This is a genomic window from Gemmobacter sp. 24YEA27 (assembly GCF_030052995.1).
Lineage (GTDB): Bacteria > Pseudomonadota > Alphaproteobacteria > Rhodobacterales > Rhodobacteraceae > Pseudogemmobacter.
The window spans coordinates 83905-106330 of sequence record NZ_JASJPW010000001.1 but is presented as its reverse complement, the minus strand read 5'-3'; the positions used below and the strand labels follow the sequence as shown (position 1 = coordinate 106330).

Below are 22426 nucleotides of genomic sequence, written 5' to 3'. Positions count from 1 at the left end.
CTGGAGCAAAGCCAGCGAGGTGAGCATGGCCCGTATCCCCTCGACCCAGGCGTTGCGCGCGCTGGAAAGCTTTGCCCGCCATGGCACGGTCTGGCAGGCGGCGGATGAGCTGAACCTGACCCGCAGTGCGGTCAGCCATCAGCTGCGGCTGCTGGAGCGCGATCTCGGCTTTCGTCTGACCAGCCGCATCGGCACAAGGGTCGAGCTGACGCCGCAGGGCCAGGCCTATGCCACAGATATCCGCCGCGCGCTGTCGATGATTGCGGGATCGGCCACGCGCAATGCAGCGCGGGGGTGACCGGAACGCTGTCGGTCAGCTGTCCGCCGGGCTTTGCCTCCAGCTGGCTTTGCGGCAAGATCGGCGGGTTTGTTGCGGATTTTCCGGATGTTACGCTTTCGGTGCAGACGCCGCGCCGGCTGGATGAAGTTGCGAACCCCGATGTCGATATTTTCATCACCTTTGGTGAAGGCAACCAGCCCGGGATGGATGTCGAGCTGTTGAAAGAGGTGGATTTCACGCCGCTTTGCAGCCCGGCCTGGCTGAACCGCTTTGAATCGATGGCGGATACCGGCGCGCTTCTGGGCGCCACTTTGCTGCATCTGGGCGATTACGAGGATTGGGAAAGCTGGTTCCGCCTTGCCGGTATGCCGGTCGAAGCGGCGCAGAATGGCATCCGTTTTGCCGATATGAACCTGGTTTACGCGGCAGCGCTTGGCGCCCAGGGCATCGCGATGGGCGATGAGTTCATCTGCCAGGATGCGATCCGCGCCGGCCATCTGGTCAGGCCCTTTGACCTTTCGGTACGTTCGGTCCGATCCTATTTCATGGTCGTACCACCGGAAAAGGCGGGCAACCCGACGGTCGGGGCCTTTCGGGACTGGCTTCTGGGCGAGCTGATCGGAGATTGATGCCTTTTTGATCGGCAGGCGGAGGTTCGGCAAATTCTGTTTCCCGAATGGGTGAAAAACTTTCTATTGTTTTTCAGAGCCCCGCATCTCAGGCTCAGGTGGATATTCTGCCCGGTTCCCGCCGCAACCTGCGGCCGGCGCCGGCACCCGGAACTCTGGCAAGGGATACCAAGTGACGCAGGCAGCAGAAATCGGAGCATCAGGGATCGGCAAGATGTTCGGGCGCTTCACCGCGCTGAAGGACATTTCCATGACCGTCGGGCGCGGCGAGTTTGTGACGCTTCTCGGGCCTTCGGGATCGGGGAAAACCACGTTCCTGATGATCCTTTCAGGTTTCGAGGCCCCCACTTCGGGGCAGCTGACACTGGACGGGCGCGAGATGACCGAAACGCCGCCCGAAGCGCGCGGTTTTGGCATGGTGTTTCAGGGCTATGCGCTGTTCCCGCATATGACGGTCGAGGAAAACATCGCCTTTCCGCTGAAGGTGCAGGGGCGTTCGGCGGCGGATATTTCCAGACGTGTCAAAGACATGGTCGAGATGGTCGGCCTTGGCGGCCATGGCCATAAGCGGCCTGCGGGCCTGTCGGGAGGGCAGCAGCAGCGGGTCGCTCTGGCCCGCGCGCTGGCCTATTCACCGCCGGTTCTGCTGCTGGACGAGCCGTTTTCGGCGTTGGACAAAAACCTGCGCGGGCAGATGCAGGATGAGATGCGCCGGATCCACCAGGAAACCGGCACCACCTTTGTTTTCGTGACCCATGACCAGGAAGAAGCCCTGGCTCTGTCCTCCAGGATTGCGATTTTCGAGAAAGGTCAGTTGCAGCAGATCGCGCCGCCGCGCGAGGTCTATGAACGGCCCTCGAATCGGTTCGTTGCGGAATTCCTGGGCGATATCAATATTCTGCCGGTGACAGCCTCGCAGATCGAAGGCCGCGCCATTCACCTGCCGGATGGGACGGGCGACAACCTGGCGATCAGGCCGGAGAATATGGGCCTCTCGCTGACCGAGCCCACCTGCGGCAATGCGCTGCCGGTCGAATTGCGCGACCTGACCTATCTTGGCGCCGAGACCCGCCTTGCGCTGGCCACCAAGGGCGGCGTGCCGGTTACCCTCCATATGCCGACTGCGAAACTCCCGGAGGGTCTTGCCCCGGGTGCTGCGGTCTGGACCAGCTGGGAGGCGAGCCGCGGTTTCATGCTTTAAGCGAACGATCCGGGACAGATCCGCCATCAGATGCGGGCGCCGGGAGACAGAAAATCCTCAACAGGGAGAAGGATTATGAACGGACCTTTCCAGCGTGACCAGTTGGAAATCCTCGCGATGAAGGCCCGCAAGGGTCAGATTTCGCGGCGGAATTTCAACACGGGTCTCGCGCTTTTGCTGGGAACATCTGCGGTCGGGCTGGGAAGCCGTGCCGATGCGCAGACCAAAGAGCTGGTACTGGTGAACTGGGGCGGCGATGCCGGTACCGCCTATGATGCGGCCTATGGCAAGCCCTTCCTTGAGGAGACGGGCATCACCGTGCGTCAGGACGGATCGGGCCCGACCGAGGGCGCAATCCAGGCCCAGGTGGAAAGCGGCAAACCGACCTGGGACCTCGTGGATGTCGATCCGTTCTCGGCCGAAGCACTTGGCAAAAAGGGCATGATGGAGCCCATCGACTACACAGTGGTCGACAAGTCGAAATTCCGCGAGGGTTTTGGCTGGGACTATGCCGCCTCGACCTATTTCTTCTCTTACGTCATTGCCTATGATGCGAAGAAATTCGGGGACAACCCGCCGACCGGCATCGCAGATTTCTTCGATGTGGAAAAATTCCCCGGCAAACGCGCGCTTTACAAATGGGGCGTTGGTGTCTGGGAGGCGGCTTTGCTGGCCGATGGTGTGGCGCCAGCAGATCTTTACCCGCTGGATATCGAGCGCGCGCACAAGAAGCTTGCGGCCTTCCGGGACAATGTCGTGGCCTTCTGGGGTGGCGGGGCGGAAAGCCAGTCGCTGCTGCTAGATGGCGAGGCCTCGATGGCCATTGTCTGGTCGACCCGCGCGCGCCTGATCGAACAGGATTCGGGCGGCGACGTGAAATTCATCTGGAAGGATGGCTTCATCTCGCCCGGCGCGCTTGGCGTGGTGAAGGGCAATCCCGGCGGTGCCGAAACCGCGATGCAGTTCCTCGCCTCGGTGCAGGATCCCAAGAAACAGCTGATCATGTTCGAGATGCTGGGTCAGGGGCCGGCGAACCCGGCCGCAGATGCCCTGCTGCCGGCCGAAGATGCCAGATATAACCCGGTGGCAGCTGATAACTATGCCCAGCAAATGCCGATCGATATGGCCTGGTATGAGACCAATTACGGCCCGGCGCTGGATGAATATCTGAAGATCATCTCTGCCTGACCTGAACCCGACCTGAACCCCTGACCCCTGGCCATTCCGGCCCGGGGTCTCTTGCCCGAGGGGGTGCCCATGCTCCGATCCCGCCTGTTTCTGCTGGCTCCGCTGCTGATTTTCCTGGCGCTGGCATATCTGATCCCGTTCCTCGGCGTCATGCGCTGGAGCGTGACCCTGCCCGAGCCGGGGCTTGGCCAATATAAGACCGCGCTGACCGATCCGCTGGTTCTGAGCGTGATCTGGCGTACGGTCAGGATCTGCGCGCTGGTCACGGTACTGGCCGTCGCAATGGCCTATATCGTCACGCTGCTCTGGGTGCGGGGCGGGCCGGTGATGCGGCTTTTCGTCGAGCTCTGCATTCTGATCCCCTTCTGGATTTCTGTTCTGACGCGGGCTTTTGGCTGGCTGGCGCTGCTTTCAAACCGGGGCATCATCAACACCTGGGGCCAGGATCTCGGGCTGCTCGCAGAGCCGCTGACGCTGGTCCGCAATGAATTCGGCGTCGTGCTGGGGATGGTGCATTTCCTGATCCCCTTCGCGGTCTTTCCGCTGGCATCAGGCATGCGCGCGGTGGATGAGCGTGTGCTGCTGGCCGCGCGCGGCATGGGGGCATCGCGGGCGCGCGTTTTCTGGCAGGTCTTCGTTCCCATGACCAAAACCGGCATTTTCGGAGCCCTTTTGCTTGTCTTCGTCTTTGCGCTTGGCTTCTTTGTCACGCCGGCCCTTCTTGGCGGAGGCCGTTCAGTGCTGGTCGCGGAACTGATCTGGCTCAGGATCTTCCAAAGCCCGGACTGGGGGCTTGGTGCGGCAATCTCGGTGATCATGATGGTCGCCATCGGGTTGTTGCTGATGCTGACGATGAAATATGCGAAAGGGCCGGGCCGATGATCACGCTCAAGCCGGGTCTCCTTGCGACAATCCTTGCGGCTCTGGTCGCGGTCTTCCTGCTGATGCCGCTGATTGCCGTGGTGCCGGTCAGCTTCACGCCCGGACGCAACCTGTCGATGGCCGGGGATGAATGGTCCTTGCGCCATTACCGGGCGCTGATCGAGAACCCGGTCTGGGGGCAGGGGGTCTGGCTCTCGATTCGCATCGGGCTTGTCGCGAGCCTGTTTTCCACCGCGCTCGCCACCGCTTTCGCACTTGGGATCTGGATGCTGCAGCCGCGCTTTGCCGGGCTTTACATGGGGATCGCGATGTTGCCGATGGTGGCGCCGCCGGTCGTCTCGGCGCTGACGCTTTACTTCTTCCTGACCTCGCTCAGCCAGTGGAACGGGGTCATCGGCTATGACACGTTCTTTGGCGTGGCGCTGGCGCATTCGGTCATGGTCGCGCCCTTCGCCGTCGTGCTGATCACCGTCGCGCTCAGCCAGGTTGACCGTCGCATCGACCTCGCCGCGCGCTCAATGGGGGCAGGGCTGATGACGCGGGTGTTCCGCATCATCATGCCAAATATCCGCTTTGGCCTGATTGCCGCCTTTTTCCTGAGCTTTGTGCTGTCCTGGGAGGAAATCGGCGTGACATTGTTCATCACCTCGGTCAATGCGGTGACATTGCCGCGCCTGATGTGGATGGGCTTGCGGGATAATATTGACCCGGCAATTGCCGCGATTTCGGTGGTGCTGATTGCGATTGTGGTCGCGGTCGTATTGATCAAAACCGTCGTGCAATTGCGGCAGGGCCAGCAAAGATAGGGATGAAGACGTGACTGCGAATATCTCAACCGGGGTTTATCTGACCCATCTTCTGCGCAGCTATGGCGTGGAGGTGGTGTTCGGCATCCCCGGCGTTCACACGGTAGAGCTGTATCGCGGCCTCGCCGGTTCCGGCGTGCGCCATGTGACGCCGCGCCATGAGCAGGGCGCGGGTTTTATGGCCGATGGATATGCGCGTGCCAGCGGCAAGCCCGGTGTTTGTTTCATCATCACTGGCCCCGGTATGACCAATATCGTGACCGCGATGGGCCAGGCCTATGGTGATTCGATCCCGATGCTGGTGATTTCGACCGTCAATGCGCATGGGCGGATGGGGTCGGGCGAGGGCTGGCTGCATGAGCTGCCCAATCAGCAGGCGCTGGTTTCGGGCGTGGCGGCGTTCTCGCGCACCGTGAACCGGCCCGAGGAACTGGCGGGCGCGCTGGCCCAGGCCTTTGCGGTGTTTTACGGCGCGCGCCCGCGCCCGGTGCATATTGAACTGCCGATCAATGTGATGCTCGCGGATGCCGGTCATCTGCCATTGCCAAAGCCAATGATGCTGTCGCTGCCCGCGCCCGCGCCCGCGGCCCTGCGCGAGGCGATCCAGGCGCTGGAAGGCGCAGAACGTCCGGTGATCCTCGCCGGTGGCGGGGCGCAACGGGCCGAGGTCGGACGGCTGGCCGAGCTGTTCGACGCGCCGCTGGTGATGACGACCAATGCAAGGGGGCTGCTGCCGCCGGATCATCCGCTGGCGGTGCCTGTCTCGGCCTCGGTCGCGAGCTCGCGCGCGCTGATTGCGGGCGCAGATGTCGTTCTGGCGATCGGGACCGAACTGGGTCTGACAGATTACGACATGTATGAGGATGGCGGCTTCGCACTGCCGGGCACCCTGATCCGTGTCGATCTTGACCCGGTGCATATGGCGCGCGGGATCACCCCTTCGCTCGCGATCACTTCGGATGCGGCGGAATTTGTGGCGGCGGTGCTGGCCGACCCGCCCCCTGCGGCAAAGAAGGATGGTGCGGCGCGGGCCGCAGAGGCGCGCAAGGGGCGTGCCGGTCTGTCGGAGGCTTATCTTCGCGACCTGGCGCTGCTCGATATCGTGCGCGATACGCTGCCAGGTGTGCGGATGGTGGGCGATTCCACACAGCTGACCTATGCCGGAAATATGGCATATGAGGCGGCCTCGCCCGGTACCTGGTTCAATTCGGCTACGGGCTACGGCACTTTGGGCTATGGCCTGCCAGCGGCGATTGGCGCGAAGCTCGCGGATGACCGCCCGGTGGTGGGGATCTCGGGCGATGGCGGGCTGCAATTCTCGCTCTCGGAACTGGCCTCGGCCACCGAGGCCGAAGTGCCGGTGATCCTGCTCGTCCATGACAACAGCGGTTATGGCGAGATCAAATCCTATATGGTCGCGAAGAACATCCCGACACTTGGCGTGGATATCTATACGCCCGATCTGGCGGCGATCGCGGCAGCCTCGGGCTGGCATGTCGAGCGCGTGACTGAGCTTGAGACGCTGCCGGGCTTCCTGCGCGAGGGGGCTGCCCGCAAAGGCCCGACCATGCTGATCTTCGGCGATGATCTGCGCGCCCAGGTATCACTGTAAAATCAAACAAAACCGCCCGGAAACCTGTGTTTCCGGGCGGTTCTGATTTCACTTATCGAACATTTCAGCCAATAGCGGCGGCGCGGACATCGGCGTCGATATGTTCGACATATTGTCCGAAGTTTTTCGAGAACATGCCGACCAGAACCTGAGCCTGTGCGTCATAGGCGGCCTTGTCGGCCCAGGTCTCGCGCGGGTTCAGCAGCACCGGATCCACGCCGGGCACATCGACCGGAACCTCAAAGCCGAAATTCGGATCTTTGCGGAACTGCACGCGGGCAAGCGAGCCATCCAGTGCCGCCGTCAGCAGCGCACGGGTCGCCCTGATGGGCATCCGACGTCCGGTGCCGTGCTTGCCGCCGGTCCAGCCGGTATTCACCAGCCAGCAGGAGGCGCCGTGCTTTGCGATCTTCTCCTGCAAAAGCTTGCCATATACCTCGGGCCGCCGCGGCATGAAGGGCGCGCCGAAACAGGTCGAGAAGGTCGGCGTCGGCTCGGTCACGCCGCGCTCGGTTCCCGGGGTTTTCGACGTGAAGCCCGAGAGGAAGTGATACATCGCCTGGGCCGGCGTCAGCCGCGAGATCGGTGGCAGCACCCCGAAAGCGTCGCAGGTCAGCATCACCACATTCTTCGGCATCCCACCCAGACCGGTGGGCGATGCGTTGGAAATGTAATCCAGCGGATAGGCGCAGCGCATGTTGTCGGTGAGCGAATTGTCTTCGAAATCAAGCTCGAACGTCTCGGGATCCCAGACCATGTTTTCGACTACGGTCGCGAAACGATGGGTGGTACCATAGATCTCCGGCTCGGCTTCGGCCGAGAGATTGATCGTCTTGGCATAGCAGCCGCCTTCAAAGTTGAAGGTGCCCGTATCCGACCAGCCATGTTCATCATCGCCGATCAGGATGCGCGAGGGATCGGCGGAAAGCGTGGTCTTACCGGTGCCCGACAGGCCGAAGAAGACGGCCGTGTCATCCGAATTGCCGATCGCGTGATTGGCCGAGCAATGCATTGGCATCACGCCCTTTTCGGGCAGCAGGTAGTTCAGGATGGTGAAGACCGATTTCTTGTTCTCGCCACCATATTCGGTATTGGCGATGAGCACGGTCTTTTCGTCAAAATTCAGCGCGATGACGGTATCGGTGCGGCAGCCGTGCCGCTCGGGGTCGGCCTTGAAGGACGGCAGGTTGATGATCGTCCATTCAGGTTCGAAAACGTCAAGTTCAGCGGCCTCGGGGCGGCGCAGAAGGTGACGGATGAACAGATTATGCCAGGCAAGCCCGCTGACCACCCGCACATCGACACGGTGCGCGGCATCGGCACCGGCATAGAGATCCTGGACGAAAACCTCGCGCCCCTTCAGGTGATCGAGCATATCGGCCTTGAGCAAAGCCCAGGCGCCCTCGGTCATCGCTGCGTTGTTCTCCCACCAGATGGTGTTTTCGGTCGAAGCCGAACGCACCACGAATTTATCCTTTGGCGAACGGCCGGTAAATTTCCCCGTCGTGCAGAGAAAAGCGCCGCCTTTGCCGATATGGCCCTCGCCGCGGGCAACCGCGGCTTCGACAAGTGCAGGTTCGCGATAGTTGTAATGAACAGGTCCAGCGCCGCTGATCCCCTGGTGGTCCAGAGTGCGTTTCGGGTTCACGCGTCCGTTCATAGTCATATCCGTGCCAAGCTCCGGTCGCCGCGCGCCTGGCGCGGCCTTGGTTGAAACTGCGCCCGGGCCTTGGGCGCAAGGGCAAATCCTATCCGTTTGTACTGCCCTCTTCGCGCCTATAACACGCGGCCCGGAAAGGAAAACAGCAACCTTTCAGGGAGTTAGCGCAACCATTCCAAGGTTAGCGCAACCACCGGCGGCAGCCTGCCCACAGTGAGGCATATTCGCCATGCTGCCGCATTTTCGTGACGCTTTTCCTGCCGGAACGGGTGGGTGATTCGTTTCTTGTTGATTCCTGCCCGCGCATTGAGGATTATATCCGGATAAGAAACAGAGCAGGATATATTATGTCGCGCATCGCCCTGGTGGACGACGACAGGAACATTCTGACGTCCGTCTCGATGACCCTCGAAGCCGAGGGGTTCGAAGTCGAAACCTATACTGACGGCCAGTCGGCCCTGGATGCCTTTAATCGCCGCATGCCCGACATGGCGGTTCTTGATATTAAAATGCCCCGCATGGACGGGATGGATCTCTTGCAGCGGCTCCGCCAGAAGACGGCGATGCCGGTGATTTTCCTCACCTCGAAAGATGACGAGATCGACGAAGTGCTCGGTCTGCGCATGGGCGCGGATGACTATGTCAAAAAGCCCTTCTCGCAGCGGTTGCTGGTAGAACGGATCCGCGCGTTGTTGCGGCGTCAGGATGCCGGCGTGGCGACGGATGCACCGGTTTCCGAAGAGAATAAGGTGATCGAGCGCGGTGAGCTCAGGATGGATCCGCTGCGTCATGCGGTGTCCTGGAAAGGCCGCGATGTTTCGCTGACGGTGACTGAATTCCTGCTGTTGCAGGCCCTGGCGCAGCGCCCGGGTTTTGTGAAGTCGCGCGATCAGCTGATGGATGTGGCTTACGATGATCAGGTCTATGTCGATGACCGGACCATCGACAGCCATATCAAACGGCTGCGCAAGAAGATGCGGACCGTTGATGAGGATTTCTCGGCTATCGAAACGCTTTACGGCATTGGTTATCGCTACAACGAAGAATGACAGCCTCGCCGCGCCTTGGGCCTGATAACCGCAACTCCCGCACCGGAACTGGCCGGCGCGGGGGCAAGTGCTGCTGGGCGAAGACTGGGTCTCGCCGGAAAGCATTCCTGATGAACAGCGCGGCGCCCGTCCGCTGGGGGGGCTTGTCGCGCTGAACCGCAGCCCGCTGGCGCGTAAGATCGTCATATTCAACCTGATGGCGCTGATCATCCTTGTAGCGGGGGTGCTGTTCCTCAACCCGTTCCGCGACAGCCTGGTCCTGAGCCGCGAGGCGGGACTTGTTCGCGAGGCGCGGCTGATTTCCGGCGTGTTCGAGGCCAGCCAGACTGGCCCGGCCACCGCGCCGGGTCAGGCCGGCCCGGAGGGGCAGGTTATCCCGGCGGCGTCATATGACTATTCCGCCGCGCTGCGTCGTGTCGATCTGGCGCCGGGCGTGGTGGCCTTCATCTTCGACGCCGAGGGCGCGATTCTTGCGACCCGCACCGGCCCCGAAAGCGATCTGGTGGCCCGGCGCCCGACGGTGATCACCGATTTTCTGAACTCGGTCTGGGACGGGGTTTCGGTGGTGCTGTCGCTGGGCCGCACCCAGCTGGAAGGCGAGGACAGCGCGACGCTGGCGCGCCGGTTATTGCCGAATGCGATGGCCGGGCAGACCGCCTCTTCGACCGGCCTGGGCCCGGATGGCGGCAAGGTGTTTTCGGTCGCGGCCCCGGTGGCGGTCGGGGGCGAGGTACGTTCGGTCCTGGTGCTGTCTTCGGCGGCGGGCGAGATCGACCGGCTGGTGCGCTATGAGCGGGAGCAGGTGCTCCAGGTCTTCATCGTGGCGCTGCTGGTCTCGGTTGGGCTTTCGCTGGTGCTGGCCTCGACCATCGCCAATCCGCTTTCGGATCTGGCGGCGGCGGCCGAGATCGGGCGCGGCGGTGACGGCGGTAAGGTTTCGCCGGGACGGGTGCGGATTCCGGATCTCGCAGCGCGTCCCGATGAGATCGGGCGCCTCTCGGTCGCGATGCGCGGCATGGTGGCGGCGCTTTATGATCGCATTGATGCCAATGAACAATTTGCCGCCGATGTGGCGCATGAGATCAAGAACCCGCTCGCCTCGCTGCGCTCGGCGGTCGGCTCACTGCGCTTTGTGAAAAAGGAAGAGCATCGCGAGAAGCTGCTCGATGTGATCGAGCATGATGTGCGACGCCTTGATCGTCTGGTCTCGGATATCTCGAACGCCTCGCGTCTCGATTCCGAACTGGTGAAAGAGGAAGAGGAAGAATTCGACCTCGTCCATACCCTGACCAATCTGACGCAATATCTGGGCGAACAGGCGGCGGAGGCGGAGGTCGATTTCCTGACTGACCTGCCTGCGGGCAAGATTATGATCCGTGGCCTTGAGGCGCGGCTGGCCCAGGTTTTCGTCAATCTGATCACCAATGCGATCTCGTTTTGCGAGGCCAGCGATGCCGTGCGGGTCTGGGCGCGTCAGCGCGAGAACCGCGTGCTGATCGTGGTTGAAGATACCGGCCCGGGCATTCCGGAACAGGCCCTGACCAAGGTCTTCAAGCGCTTTTATTCCGACCGGCCCGAGACGCATTTCGGCAATAATTCCGGCCTCGGCCTGTCGATCTCGAAACAGATCGTCGAGGCGCATGGCGGGGTGATCTGGGCCGAAAACATCCGCCACCCGAATGCCGACCCCAATTCCGAGCCGCTGGGCGCGCGTTTCGTGGTCGGTCTGCCGGTTTGACGATGTGACGGCGGCGCAGATCCTGCATGCCAGTTCGGTTGCCATCGGGGGCAGGGGGGTGCTGATCCTCGGCCCTTCGGGGGCGGGGAAATCGGCGCTGGCGTTGAAGCTCATGGCTTATGGCGCGGCGCTGGTCGCGGATGACCAGACGGCGCTGACCATGTCTGGCGGCGGGGTCGAAGTCTCCTGTCCCTCGCAGGCGATCAGCGGGCTGATCGAGGCGCGGGGGATCGGCATCCTGCGGGTGACGCCCTCGGGCCCGGTGCCGCTTGCTCTGGTGGTCGATCTGGGGCGGGCCGAGACCGAGCGACTGCCCCCCCGGCGCCACATATCTATACTTGGATATGAACTGCCGCTTGTGCTGCGCGCGCAAAATGACCATCTTGCCGAAGGATTGCTTGCCCTGATGACGGGCTGGCGACAGGAGTGAGCTATGGATGCCTCTCTGGCGGCCTGTTCTGAGGCGGCCCAGGCCCGGGACGCGGTGCCCGGGGAATTCAGACTGGTCCTTGTGACCGGGCCGTCAGGCGCCGGGCGGACCACGGCCATCCGGGTTCTGGAAGATATCGGCTATGAGACGATCGACAATATTCCCCTGAGCCTGATCCCGCGTCTGCTGGAGGGCACTGCCCCTGACCGTCCCGTGGCCCTGGGGCTTGATGTCCGCAACCGCGATTTCAACGCTACCGCGCTGATCGAACTGATCGACGGGATGGTGCGTGACCCCGGGGTCTCGCCGATGGTGGTCTACCTGGACTGCGCCTCGCCCGAACTGATCCGCCGCTATTCCGAGACCCGCCGGCGCCACCCTCTGGCCCCCGATGAGACCCCGGCTGAAGGGATCGCGCGCGAGCTGGATCTGCTGACCCCGATCCGGGTCCGGGCCGATCTGCTGATCGACACGACCGAGCTGTCGCCCCACGACCTGAAAGCCGAGATCAAGCGCTGGTTCGAGCCGGACATATCCGGTCGCCTCGCGGTGTCGCTGCAAAGCTTCAGCTACCGCCGCGGTCTGCCGCGCGGCGTGGATATGGTCTTTGACTGCCGCTTTCTGAAGAACCCGCACTGGAACCCCGCGCTCCGCGCTTTGGACGGGCGGGACCCGGCCGTGCAGGCGTTTCTGGCGCAGGATCCGAATTTCGCCCCCTTCCTTGACCGGGTGCGGGATCTGGTTGAATTTCTGCTCCCGGCTCAGGTGGGCGAGGGCAAGGCGCATCTCGCAATCGGTTTTGGCTGCACCGGCGGGCAACACAGATCGGTTGCTATAGCAGAATTGATGGGCAGTGCCCTTGCGCAGGCCGGCTGGCCGGTGTCAAAACGGCACAGGGAACTGGAACGCAAGGCCGGCGAAATGCCTGGCCCAGCTGACAAGGTGTCTGTGGCTTGATCGGGATCGTAATCGTCGCTCATGGAGGGCTGGCGCGGGAATATCTTTCCGCTGTGGAGCATGTTGTCGGCAAACAGGACGGCATGATCGCCATTGCGATTGAAGATGACCATGACCGCAACGCCAAACAGGCCGAAATCATCGCTGCCGCCAATTCGGTTGACAGCGGTGAGGGGGTCGTTGTGGTGACGGATATGTTCGGGGGATCGCCCTCGAATCTGTCCTTGCCGGCCTGTACGGCTTCGGGGCGTCGCATTCTTTATGGCGCGAACCTGCCAATGCTGATTAAGCTGGCAAAATCGCGCGATATTCCTGTGCCAGAGGCGGTAGCCGCCGCGCTGGACGCCGGTCGCAAATACATCAACAGCCTTGATCTCGGCGGAGGGATCTGAGGCGGAATTTCGACCTGGGGATTGCTCTTGAGGACTTTCAAAATCGTCAATGAGAAGGGGCTTCACGCCCGCGCCTCTGCGAAATTCGTCGAGACGGTTGAGGCACATGATGCCCGCGCGCTTGTCTCCAAGGACGGGATGGAAGTTTCGGGGGATTCGATTATGGGTCTTTTGATGCTTGCCGCCTCGCGCGGAACCTCGATTGATGTGACGACGTCGGGCGCCGATGCGGAGAAACTTGCCGATGCACTGGAGGCCCTGGTTGCCGGGCGCTTCGGAGAAGACTATTGAGGGCTGTCCTCGTGGAATGAGGGGTCCGGTTTTCGGGCCTGTTCCGGGGAACACACGCTGAGGATCGTCGCTTCGTGACCGAGCAAAGCCCGCCCACCGCCAAACCCGCAGCGCCGGCTCCGGTGGACAAACCCTATGATATGCGCCGGCTGTCTTATGCGGGCACGTTCCGCAACCCGTTCAAGGCGAATTCGATTCGCGCGATTGAATGGCTGACGGCAAAGATCCAGCTTTTATCGCTGATCCGCAGCTTCGAGAAATCCGGTGCTCCCTTTGGCGCGCCCTTCTGGCCCAAGGCGATCCGCCATATGGGCATCCGCATCGACACGCCGCCCGAGGAAATCGCCCGTATCCCCAAAACCGGACCGGTCGTCGTGGTGGCGAACCACCCCTCGGGGCTGGTCGATGGCATGATCATGGCCGAGCTGATCACCCGGGTGCGGCCCGATTTCAAAATCCTCACCCGTTCGCTTCTGACCGGCATCCCCGAGGTCGAGGAATTCATGATCCCGGTGCCCTTCCCGCATGAAGACAATGCGCGCGAAGAGGGGCTGAAGATGCGCAACGAGACGCTCGCGCAGCTGAAAAACGGCGGCGTGATCATACTTTTCCCCGCCGGCAAGGTCGCGATGTCCGAGACATATTTCGGCCCGGCGATCGAGGCGGAGTGGAATGTCTTCACCCATAAGATCGTGAAATCGACCGGCGCCACCATCCTGCCGATCTATTTCCCCGGCCAGAACAGCCGCAGCTTCCTGATCGCGAATAAGCTGTCGGATACATTGCGCCAGGGCCTTTTGCTGCGCGAGATCAAGCGCGCGCTGTTCAAGCCGCAGCGCCCCTTTATCGGCGAGCCGATCCCGGCGGATGAGCTGAAGAAATGGGAAGGCAATCCGCGCGGCTTCCTCGCCTGGCTGCGCGCGCATACACTGGCTTTGGGCAAGGCGCGCTGACGCAACCCGGGCTTTCGGCCCGCGCCGGAATGGGTAAGATATGCGCCGGCTTCGCTTCGGGGCATAGTGCGGGGCATGATGAGCGTTTCAACTGAGCTGCTGATCCTCGATTGCGATGGCGTGCTGATCGACAGCGAGATCATCAGCGCGCAGATGCTGGTGGCAGAGCTGGCGCAACTGGGGGTCGAGATCGACCTGGCCTATGTCGCCCGCCATTTTCTGGGGCGCAGCTATCCGACGGTGATGGCAACGATCCGCGCTGATTTTGGCCTCGATCTGCCGCCCGAATTCGAAACGGGCTACCGCGAGGCACTGCTGGCCGCTTTCGGGCGCGATCTTCGCATCATGCCCGGCGTGGCGGCGATGCTGGACCTGCTGGCGGTGCCGGTCTGTGTCGCCACCTCGTCCAGCCCGCGCCGTGTCGAGACCTCGCTCAGGCTGGTCGGGCTCTGGGACCGGCTTGGCGCGGTGACCTTTACCGCAAGCGAGGTGGCACAGGGTAAACCGGCACCTGACCTGTTCCTCCATGCCGCAGCGCGGATGGGGGTGGCACCTGCGGCCTGCCTCGTGATCGAGGACAGCCTGACGGGTTTGCGCGCGGCGAATGCGGCGGGCATGGAGGTCTGGCGCTTTACCGGGGGCAGTTATGGGCTCGGGGGCATACGCCGGAAGATACGCCGGAAGAGACGCCCGCGCCCGCCCGCCGTTTTGACGATTTCTCGCGGTTTTTTGACATAGTGCCAGAGTTGAGGAGGCCGCAATGAGGAAACCACAATGAGCCGGGCCGATACAGAACCCAGCCTGCTTGACGATGCCGCCCGTGCCGGCTGGCTTTATTATGTCGGTGGCATGACCCAGGACCAGATCGCAAGTGAGCTGGGCATCTCGCGCCAGCGCGCCCAGCGGCTGGTCAGCCGCGCCATGGCCGAAGGGCTGATCCAGGTGCGGCTCAATCACCCGATTGGCGCCTCGATGGATCTGGCGACGCGGCTGAAAGAGCGTTTCGGGCTGGCCACCTGCCGCGTGGTGCCGGGGCTCGGGCCGGGCGCTGACCCTGCCGCAGGGATCGCCGGTGCGGCGGCGGCTGAACTGGAGCGGGTCCTTCGGATGGAGGATCCCCTGACCATCGGCTTCGGCACCGGCCGCGCGCTGCGGGCCCTTGTCGAGGCGCTGGAGCCGATGGCCGCGCCGCAGCATCGGCTGGTCTCGCTGATCGGGAATATCGCGCCGGATGGATCAGCGAGCTTTTTCGATGTGGTGATGCGGCTCGCCGACCGGGTCCAGGCGCCGCATTACCCGATGCTGGTGCCGGTGGTGTCCTCGACCGCCGCAGAACGCGCCGAATTCCATGCGCTTGGCCCCGTGAAACGGGTGCTTGAACTCGCGCGCGGCGCGGATGTGGTCTTTGTGGGCGTCGGCCAGATGTCGGATGACGCGCCGCTGCACCGGGATGGATTTGTCAGCGATGCCGAGCTGCGCGAGATGCAGGCGGCGGGCGCCGCAGGCGAGGTCGCGGGCTGGGTGTTTGATTCGGAGGGCCGCTATCTCGATTTCGGCATCAACACCCGCACCGGCGGCCTGAGGGTCGAACCTGGTCTCTCGCGCCCCGCCATCGGCATTGCTGCGGGTGCATCCAAGGTGCCGGGCATCCGCGCCGCGTTGAAATCACATATTATCAACGGTCTCATCACTGATTCCCCCACCGCCGAGGCGCTGCTGGCGCGCGGCTGAACTGCCGGTCCCCCTCGCAGCTGCGGCGGAGGAAAGGGATTGACGAAACATATCCAGATGTGAGCAATTGATCGCAATGCGATGAATTGCTCATTTAGGTGATTCAGACGCAGCCAGGGAGGAAAACCAATGAAACTGTCGCACCGCGCCATGTTTGGCGCGACGGTTGCGCTCGCCCTTTCCGGGGCGGCGATGGCCGAAACCACCATCACCGTCGCCACCGTGAACAATGGCGATATGATCCGGATGCAGGGGCTGATGGAGGCGTTTTACGCGAAACATCCCGACATCAGGGTCGATTGGGTGACGCTTGAGGAAAACGTCCTGCGCCAGCGCGTCACCACCGATGTGGCGACCAAAGGCGGCCAGTTCGACGTCATGACTATCGGCACCTATGAGGCCCCGATCTGGGGCAAACAGGGCTGGCTTCTGCCGCTGAATGACTTGCCCGCCGATTACGATGTCGATGACCTGCTGCCGGCGATCCGGGGCGGGTTGACCGTTGACGGCAATCTCATCGCCGCGCCGTTCTATGGCGAAAGCTCGATGGTGATGTATCGCACCGACCTGATGGAGAAGGCCGGGCTTACGATGCCAGAAGCGCCGACCTGGGCTTTCATCAAAGAAGCCGCCGCCGCGATGACCGACAAGCCGAATGAGGTTTACGGCATTTGCCTGCGCGGCAAGGCGGGCTGGGGCGAGAATATGGCCTTCCTTTCGGCCATGGGGAACAGCTTTGGCGCCAAATGGTTCGACATGGACTGGAAGCCGCAATTCGACCAGAAGCCCTGGAAGGATACGCTGGATTTCTACCTTGATCTGATGGGCAATTATGGCCCCCGGGTGCCGCGAATAATGGCTTCAACGAAAATCTCTCGCTGTTCCAGCAAGGCAAATGCGGCATGTGGATCGACGCGACGGTTGCAGCGAGCTTTGTGACCAATGCGGCGGAATCGACCGTGGCAGATAAGGTTGGCTTTGCGCTGGCGCCGGATAACGGGCTGGGCAAGCGCGGCAACTGGCTCTGGGCGTGGAACCTTGCAATCCCTGCGGGCACGCAGAAGGAAGAGGCTGCCAGAACCTTCGTCGCCTGGGCGACCAGCAAAGACTATCTCGCGCTGGTGGCTGAAAAAGAGGGCTGGGCGAATGTGCCACCCGGCACCCGCCAGTCGCTTTACGACAATCCGGAATACCAGAAGCTTCCCTTCGCAAAGATGACGCTTGAATCGATCAATGCGGCCGATCCGAACAATCCTGCGGTGGATCCGGTGCCCTATGTCGGGGTGCAATTCGTGGCGATCCCGGAATTCCAGGGGCTCGGCACGGCGGTCGGGCAGATGTTCTCGGCGGCTTTGGCGGGGTCTGATGCGGCTGAGGGCGCGCTGGCCAAGGCACAGGCCTTCACCACGACCGAGATGACCCGTTCGGGCTATATCAAGTGATCGGTTAAAAGGTTCCTCCCGGCGGGGCTGCCTTCTTTACGCGGCCCCGCCACCTTCTTCCCCGTATTTCAGGACCACATCATGGCGACCGAACAGTCCAGGACGGCTGCGCGTCTTATGGTCTCTCCGGCGGTTATCCTTTTGTTTTTGTGGATGATCGTGCCGTTGGGCATGACGCTTTACTTCTCATTCCTGCGCTACAACCTGCTGATGCCGGGGATGGAGAGCTGGACCGGATTCGACAATTATTACTATTTCATCACCCAGCCCGCCTTCTGGCCCGCCCTGACCAATACGCTGCTCCTCGTGCTGGGCGTGCTGGCGATCACGGTGACCGGGGCATCGCGCTTGCCCTGCTCCTGGATCAGCCGTTCAGGGGCCAGGGCGTGGTGCGGGTCATGGTGATTGCGCCCTTCTTCGTGATGCCGACCGTGGCCGCGCTGGTCTGGAAGAATATGTTCATGAACCCGGTGAACGGCATGTTCGCGCATCTCTTCAAATCCGTGGGGCTGCAACCCTTTGATTTCCTGAGCCATGCGCCGCTGGCCTCGATCATCCTGATCGTGGCCTGGTCCTGGCTGCCCTTTGCCACGCTGATCCTGCTGACCGCCCTGCAAAGTCTTGACCGCGAGCAGATGGAGGCCGCCGAGATGGACGGCGCCGGCTGGCGCAGCCGCTTCTGGCACCTGACCCTGCCGCATCTGACGCGGCCCATCACGGTCGTGATCCTGATCCAGACGATTTTCCTGCTTTCGGTCTTTGCCGAGATCCTCGTCACCACCAATGGCGGCCCGGGGACGGCGTCGACGAACCTGCCTTTCCTCGTCTATTCGCAATCGCTTTTGTCCTTCGATGTGGGCGGCGGCGCTGCCGGGGGCATCATCGCGGTCATCCTCGCCAATATCGTTGCGGTCTTCCTGATGCGGATGATCGGCAAGAATCTGGAGGTCTGAGCCATGGCGCGTACCACAAGCCCCGCCCGGACATGGGCCGTCACCACCCTGGCCTGGACGATCGGTTTCCTGATCTTCTTCCCGATCCTGTGGATCTTCATCCTGTCCTTCCGCACCGAGGGCGATGCGATCAAAGCGCCGCTTGAGGTCCTGACCGCGCCGTGGACGATGGAGAGCTATCACGTCGTGCAGGAGCGCTCGAACTACTTCCTGCATTTCATGAATTCGGTGATCATCTCGCTTGGCTCGACCGTGCTGGCGCTGGTCATCGCGATCCCGGCGGCCTGGTCGATGGCCTTTGTTCCCGGCAAACGCACCAAAGACCTGCTGATGTGGATGCTCTCGACCAAGATGATGCCGGCGGTCGGCGTGCTGGTGCCGCTGTATCTGTTGTTCCGCGATTTCGGCCTCTTGGACAGCCGCATCGGCCTTGTCGGCGTGCTGACCCTGATCAACCTGCCGATCGTGATCTGGATGCTTTACACCTATTTCAAGGAAATCCCCGGCGAGATCCTTGAGGCCGCGCGGATGGATGGCGCCAGTCTGGGCCGTGAAATCCTCTACGTCCTGACTCCGATGGCCGTGCCGGGGATCGCCTCGACCATGCTTCTCAACATCATCCTCGCCTGGAATGAGGCCTTCTGGACGCTGCAGCTGACCACCAAAAACGCGGCCCCCTGACGCAGTTCATCGCGAGCTATTCCAGCCCCGAGGGCCTGTTCTACGCAAAACTCTCGGCGGCCTCGACCATGGCGATTGCGCCGATCCTGATCCTTGGCTGGTTCAGCCAGAAACAACTCGTCCGCGGCCTGACCTTTGGCGCGGTGAAGTGAGGTAAAGAATGGGACAGATTACCCTTTCCGCGGTCACGAAAAGCTTTGGCGAAGTGAATGTCATTCCGCCGCTTGACCTGACCATCAATGACGGTGAATTCGTTGTTTTCGTGGGGCCTTCGGGCTGCGGTAAATCGACCTTGCTCAGGCTGATCGCGGGGCTTGAGGATATTTCCTCGGGCCAGGTCGTGATCGATGGCAAGGACGCGACCGATACCGCGCCGGGAAGTCGGGGGCTGGCGATGGTGTTCCAGTCCTATGCGCTTTACCCGCATATGACGGTCCGCAAAAACATCGCCTTCCCGCTGAAAATGGCCGGGCTCAGCCCCGATCAGCAGAAGGCAAAGGTCGAGCAGGCGGCGAAAGTGCTGAACCTGACGAATTACCTCGACCGCCGTCCGGGCCAGCTGTCGGGCGGCCAGCGCCAGCGCGTCGCAATTGGCCGGGCCATCGTGCGTGAACCGGCGGCGTTCTTGTTCGACGAGCCGCTGTCCAACCTGGATGCGGCCTTGCGCGTGACCATGCGGCAAGAGATTTCCGAGCTGCACCAGTCACTTAAGACCACGATGATCTATGTGACCCATGATCAGGTCGAGGCGATGACCATGGCCGATAAGATCGTGGTGCTGAATGCGGGGCGGATCGAACAGGTCGGCTCGCCGCTGGAGCTTTATCGCCAGCCGAAGAACCTTTTTGTCGCGGGCTTCATCGGCAGCCCGAAGATGAATTTCATCACCGGGGCCGAAGCCGCGCGTGAGGGCTGCACCACATTGGGGGTGCGGCCGGAACATATCGCGGTGGCGCCGGGCGGGCGGTGGACTGGCGTGGTGGGCCTTGCCGAACATCTCGGCTCTGACACCTTTCTCAAGGTTCAGACCGCCGAGGCGGGCGAGCTGACCGTCCGCGTCTCGGGCGAGATGGCGCTGCATCACGGCGACCGCGTCAGCCTCAGCCCGCAAGAGGGCAAGCTTTATCGCTTCGACCATGAGGGAAGGGCACTTTGATGCGGGGGTCGGAGACGGAGCCTGATCTGTCGGTGCAAATGCCCGGCTATGACCGCAAATCCCTGACACCGGGCATCGTCCATATCGGGCTGGGGAATTTTCACCGTGCCCATATGGCGGTCTATCTCGATGACCTGTTCGGCCTTGGCCTCGGGCATGACTGGGCCATCATCGGCGCCGGTGTGCGCCCGGCGGATGCGGCGATGCGCGAGGCCCTGCTGGCCCAGGATTGCCTTTCGACCGTGATCGAGCTGGACCCGACGGGGCGCAGCTGTCGCCGCATCGGCGCGATGGTGGATTTCCTGCCGGTTGAGCCTGGCAATGCCAGCCTGATCGCGGCGATGTCGCGGCCAGAGATCCGCATCGTTTCGCTCACCGTGACCGAGGGCGGCTATTTCATCGACCCGGCCTCGGGCGCGTTTGACCCGACCGCCCCGGCAATTGCCGCCGATGCGGCGCGCCCTGATGCGCCGGGCACTGCGTTTGGCGCAATAGTGGCCGCGCTGAAGTCACGCCGCGCCGCTGGTATCGCGCCATTTACCGTGATGTCCTGCGACAACCTGCCCGGAAATGGCGATGTCACCCGCAACGCGGTCCTGGGCCTGGCCCGCCTGTCGGACCCGGATCTGAGCGCCTGGATCGAGGCGACGGTCGCCTTCCCGAATGCGATGGTTGATCGCATCACGCCCGCGACCGGCCCGCGCGAACGCGCAATGGCGGCGGCTTTTGGTCTTGATGATCCGGTGCCGGTGACCTGCGAGCCCTTCCGTCAATGGGTGGTCGAGGATCACTTCCCCGCCGGGCGCCCGGCCCTGGAACGGGTCGGCGTGACCTTCAGCCGCGAGGTCCATGCCTATGAGATGATGAAAATCCGCATTCTCAACGGCGGGCATGCGATCATCGCCTATCCGGCCGGGCTGATGGATATCGAATTCGTCCATGAGGCGATGGCCGATCCGCTGATCGCGGGCTTCCTTGACCGGGGCGAGACGGAAGAGGTGGTGCCCTATGTGCCGCCGGTCCCGGATACGGTGATCGCCAATTACTACGAGGTGATCCGGCAGCGGTTTTCCAATCCCGAGGTGGCCGATACCACGCGGCGGCTCTGCCTTGACGGGTCGAACCGGCAGCCGAAATTCATCATCCCCTCGCTGCGCGACGCGCTGGCGGCGGGCGGGTCGGTGGAGGGGCTGGCGCTGGTCTCGGCGCTCTGGTGTCGCTATTGCGCCGGGGTGACTGACGGCGGCGCCGTGATTGCGGCGAATGATCCGGACTGGGATCGGCTGACGGTGCTGGCGCAGCAGGCGCGGGCACAGCCCGACCTGTGGCTGGCACAAAAAACGATCTATGGTGAAACCGGCGAGGACCCGCGATTTCGCGCGGCCTTCGCGCATCATCTGACGCGCCTCTGGGCCGAGGGAACGCGGGTGGTTCTGGGCGCGTATCTGGCGCGCTAAGCCCGGGCCGGGCCCGGATTCAGCGGAACCGGGCTCAGCGGGTCGGAACCGGCACCTCGCCGCGGTAATCGTAAAAGCCGCGCTGCGATTTGCGGCCCAGCCAGCCGGCCTCGACATATTTCGTCAAAAGCGGGCAGGGCCGGTATTTGGTATCGGCCAGGCCGTCATAAAGCACGTTCATGATCGCAAGGCAGGTGTCGAGCCCGATGAAATCCGCAAGCTCCAGCGGGCCCATCGGGTGATTGGCGCCAAGCTTGAGCGCCTCGTCGATGGAGCGCACATTTCCGACGCCTTCATAAAGCGTATAGACCGCCTCATTGATCATCGGAATCAGGATGCGGTTCACGATGAAGGCGGGGAAGTCTTCAGCCGAAGCCGCTGTCTTTCCGAGCTTTTCCACGACTGCATGCAGCGCGCTATAGGTCGCCTGATCGGTGGCGATACCCCGGATCAGCTCGACCAGCTGCATCACGGGGACCGGGTTCATGAAGTGGAACCCCATGAATTTCTCGGGCCGGTCAGTGCGAGAGGCGAGCCGCGTGATCGAGATCGAAGAGGTGTTCGAGGTCAGGATCGTCTCGGGTTTCAGATGGGGCAGCAGCGCGTCGAAAATGGCCTGCTTCACCGTTTCACGTTCGGTCGCGGCCTCGATGACCAGATCCGAGGGGCCCAGATCGGCGAGCGTCATGGTGGTCCTGATCCGGCCCATCGCCGCCTGCTTGTCCTCGGCCGAGACTTTGCCGCGTGACACCTGGCGTTCCAGATTACGGTCGATGATGGCGACGGCCTTTTGCAGCGAGTCTTCATTCACGTCGTTCAGCAGCACGTCATATCCGGCGAGCGCGAAAACATGCGCGATGCCGTTGCCCATCTGCCCCGCGCCTACGATGCCGACCGAACGGATATCCATGATGAGCCTCTTGCTGTTGCGGCTGTGA

At 62.6% G+C, this 22426-nt stretch carries 20 protein-coding genes and 3 pseudogenes; 21 read left to right on the top strand and 2 right to left on the bottom strand.

Annotated elements, in window-relative coordinates; genetic code table 11:
- The first annotated feature begins 25 nt into the window (after positions 1 to 25).
- From QNO18_RS00640 to QNO18_RS00610, 7 genes are all read left to right on the top strand, one after another.
- Positions 26 to 298: a LysR family transcriptional regulator gene (locus QNO18_RS00640; protein ID WP_283176104.1), complete on the top strand. Its 273-nt coding sequence runs from the start codon at positions 26 to 28 to the stop codon at positions 296 to 298.
- Positions 295 to 909: a LysR substrate-binding domain-containing protein gene (locus QNO18_RS00635; protein WP_283176103.1), complete on the top strand. Its 615-nt coding sequence runs from the start codon at positions 295 to 297 to the stop codon at positions 907 to 909. Before QNO18_RS00640 ends, QNO18_RS00635 begins: the two co-directional genes overlap by 4 nt.
- 172 nt (positions 910 to 1081) lie before the next feature.
- Positions 1082 to 2110, top strand: a complete 1029-nt coding sequence (locus QNO18_RS00630; RefSeq protein ID WP_249499176.1) for an ABC transporter ATP-binding protein — start codon at positions 1082 to 1084, stop codon at positions 2108 to 2110.
- Between the two features lie 75 nt (positions 2111 to 2185).
- Positions 2186 to 3298 carry an ABC transporter substrate-binding protein gene (locus tag QNO18_RS00625; protein WP_283176102.1) on the top strand — a complete coding sequence of 371 codons (1113 nt, stop codon included), beginning with the start codon at positions 2186 to 2188 and terminating at the stop codon, positions 3296 to 3298.
- Between the two features lie 69 nt (positions 3299 to 3367).
- Positions 3368 to 4180, top strand: a complete 813-nt coding sequence (locus QNO18_RS00620) for an ABC transporter permease (RefSeq protein ID WP_283176101.1) — start codon at positions 3368 to 3370, stop codon at positions 4178 to 4180.
- The gene (locus QNO18_RS00615) at positions 4177 to 4986 is read left to right on the top strand and encodes an ABC transporter permease (RefSeq protein WP_283176100.1); all 810 of its coding nucleotides are present in this window, start codon (positions 4177 to 4179) and stop codon (positions 4984 to 4986) included. The genes QNO18_RS00620 and QNO18_RS00615 overlap by 4 nt, the downstream gene beginning before the upstream one ends.
- Before the next feature lie 10 nt (positions 4987 to 4996).
- Positions 4997 to 6598 (top strand): 5-guanidino-2-oxopentanoate decarboxylase, encoded by a 1602-nt coding sequence (locus tag QNO18_RS00610; RefSeq protein WP_283176099.1) that lies wholly within the window; start codon positions 4997 to 4999, stop codon positions 6596 to 6598.
- A gap of 64 nt (positions 6599 to 6662) precedes the next feature.
- Here the strand turns inward: QNO18_RS00610 and QNO18_RS00605 are convergent, their stop codons facing one another.
- Positions 6663 to 8258, bottom strand: coding sequence for a phosphoenolpyruvate carboxykinase (locus QNO18_RS00605; protein WP_283176098.1), 1596 nt, complete (start codon positions 8256 to 8258; stop codon positions 6663 to 6665).
- A gap of 347 nt (positions 8259 to 8605) precedes the next feature.
- Between QNO18_RS00605 and QNO18_RS00600 the strand changes: the two genes are divergently transcribed.
- The 14 genes and pseudogenes from QNO18_RS00600 to QNO18_RS00535 all read left to right on the top strand — a co-directional run bounded on the left by QNO18_RS00600 (position 8606) and on the right by QNO18_RS00535 (position 21488).
- Entirely contained in the window at positions 8606 to 9307 is a 702-nt protein-coding gene (locus QNO18_RS00600) for a response regulator transcription factor (protein WP_283176097.1), read from the top strand.
- Positions 9308 to 9374: 67 nt separating this feature from the next.
- Positions 9375 to 11045: a sensor histidine kinase gene (locus QNO18_RS00595; protein WP_283176096.1), complete on the top strand. Its 1671-nt coding sequence runs from the start codon at positions 9375 to 9377 to the stop codon at positions 11043 to 11045.
- The gene (locus QNO18_RS00590; RefSeq protein ID WP_283176095.1) at positions 10987 to 11475 is read left to right on the top strand and encodes a serine kinase; all 489 of its coding nucleotides are present in this window, start codon (positions 10987 to 10989) and stop codon (positions 11473 to 11475) included. The genes QNO18_RS00595 and QNO18_RS00590 overlap by 59 nt, the downstream gene beginning before the upstream one ends.
- 3 nt (positions 11476 to 11478) lie before the next feature.
- Positions 11479 to 12432: an RNase adapter RapZ gene (gene rapZ / locus QNO18_RS00585; RefSeq protein ID WP_283176094.1), complete on the top strand. Its 954-nt coding sequence runs from the start codon at positions 11479 to 11481 to the stop codon at positions 12430 to 12432.
- The gene (locus tag QNO18_RS00580; RefSeq protein ID WP_092899282.1) at positions 12429 to 12824 is read left to right on the top strand and encodes a PTS fructose transporter subunit IIA; all 396 of its coding nucleotides are present in this window, start codon (positions 12429 to 12431) and stop codon (positions 12822 to 12824) included. The genes rapZ and QNO18_RS00580 overlap by 4 nt, the downstream gene beginning before the upstream one ends.
- A gap of 21 nt (positions 12825 to 12845) precedes the next feature.
- A complete protein-coding gene (locus tag QNO18_RS00575; RefSeq protein ID WP_283176093.1) occupies positions 12846 to 13115 on the top strand; it encodes an HPr family phosphocarrier protein in 270 nt (89 codons plus the stop codon).
- Positions 13116 to 13255: 140 nt separating this feature from the next.
- Complete coding sequence (locus QNO18_RS00570; protein ID WP_283178715.1) at positions 13256 to 14068, top strand: lysophospholipid acyltransferase family protein; 813 nt, start codon at positions 13256 to 13258, stop codon at positions 14066 to 14068.
- A gap of 78 nt (positions 14069 to 14146) precedes the next feature.
- Entirely contained in the window at positions 14147 to 14806 is a 660-nt protein-coding gene (locus QNO18_RS00565) for an HAD family hydrolase (RefSeq protein ID WP_283176092.1), read from the top strand.
- Positions 14807 to 14842: 36 nt separating this feature from the next.
- On the top strand, positions 14843 to 15799 hold the full coding sequence (locus QNO18_RS00560) for a sugar-binding domain-containing protein (RefSeq protein ID WP_283176091.1): 957 nt from the start codon (positions 14843 to 14845) through the stop codon (positions 15797 to 15799).
- A 129-nt stretch (positions 15800 to 15928) separates the two neighbouring features.
- Positions 15929 to 17241 (top strand): annotated as a pseudogene (locus QNO18_RS00555) (sugar ABC transporter substrate-binding protein).
- Positions 17242 to 17322: 81 nt separating this feature from the next.
- A pseudogene (locus tag QNO18_RS00550) lies at positions 17323 to 18194 on the top strand (sugar ABC transporter permease).
- A 3-nt stretch (positions 18195 to 18197) separates the two neighbouring features.
- Positions 18198 to 19027: pseudogene (locus QNO18_RS00545) on the top strand (carbohydrate ABC transporter permease).
- An 8-nt stretch (positions 19028 to 19035) separates the two neighbouring features.
- Positions 19036 to 20031: an ABC transporter ATP-binding protein gene (locus tag QNO18_RS00540; RefSeq protein ID WP_283176090.1), complete on the top strand. Its 996-nt coding sequence runs from the start codon at positions 19036 to 19038 to the stop codon at positions 20029 to 20031.
- A complete protein-coding gene (locus QNO18_RS00535; protein WP_283176089.1) occupies positions 20031 to 21488 on the top strand; it encodes a mannitol dehydrogenase family protein in 1458 nt (485 codons plus the stop codon). Before QNO18_RS00540 ends, QNO18_RS00535 begins: the two co-directional genes overlap by 1 nt.
- A 34-nt stretch (positions 21489 to 21522) precedes the next feature.
- Here QNO18_RS00535 and QNO18_RS00530 read toward each other — a convergent pair whose 3' ends face one another.
- Positions 21523 to 22398, bottom strand: a complete 876-nt coding sequence (locus tag QNO18_RS00530) for a 3-hydroxybutyryl-CoA dehydrogenase (RefSeq protein WP_198838076.1) — start codon at positions 22396 to 22398, stop codon at positions 21523 to 21525.
- Between the last annotated feature and the right edge of the window lie 28 nt (positions 22399 to 22426).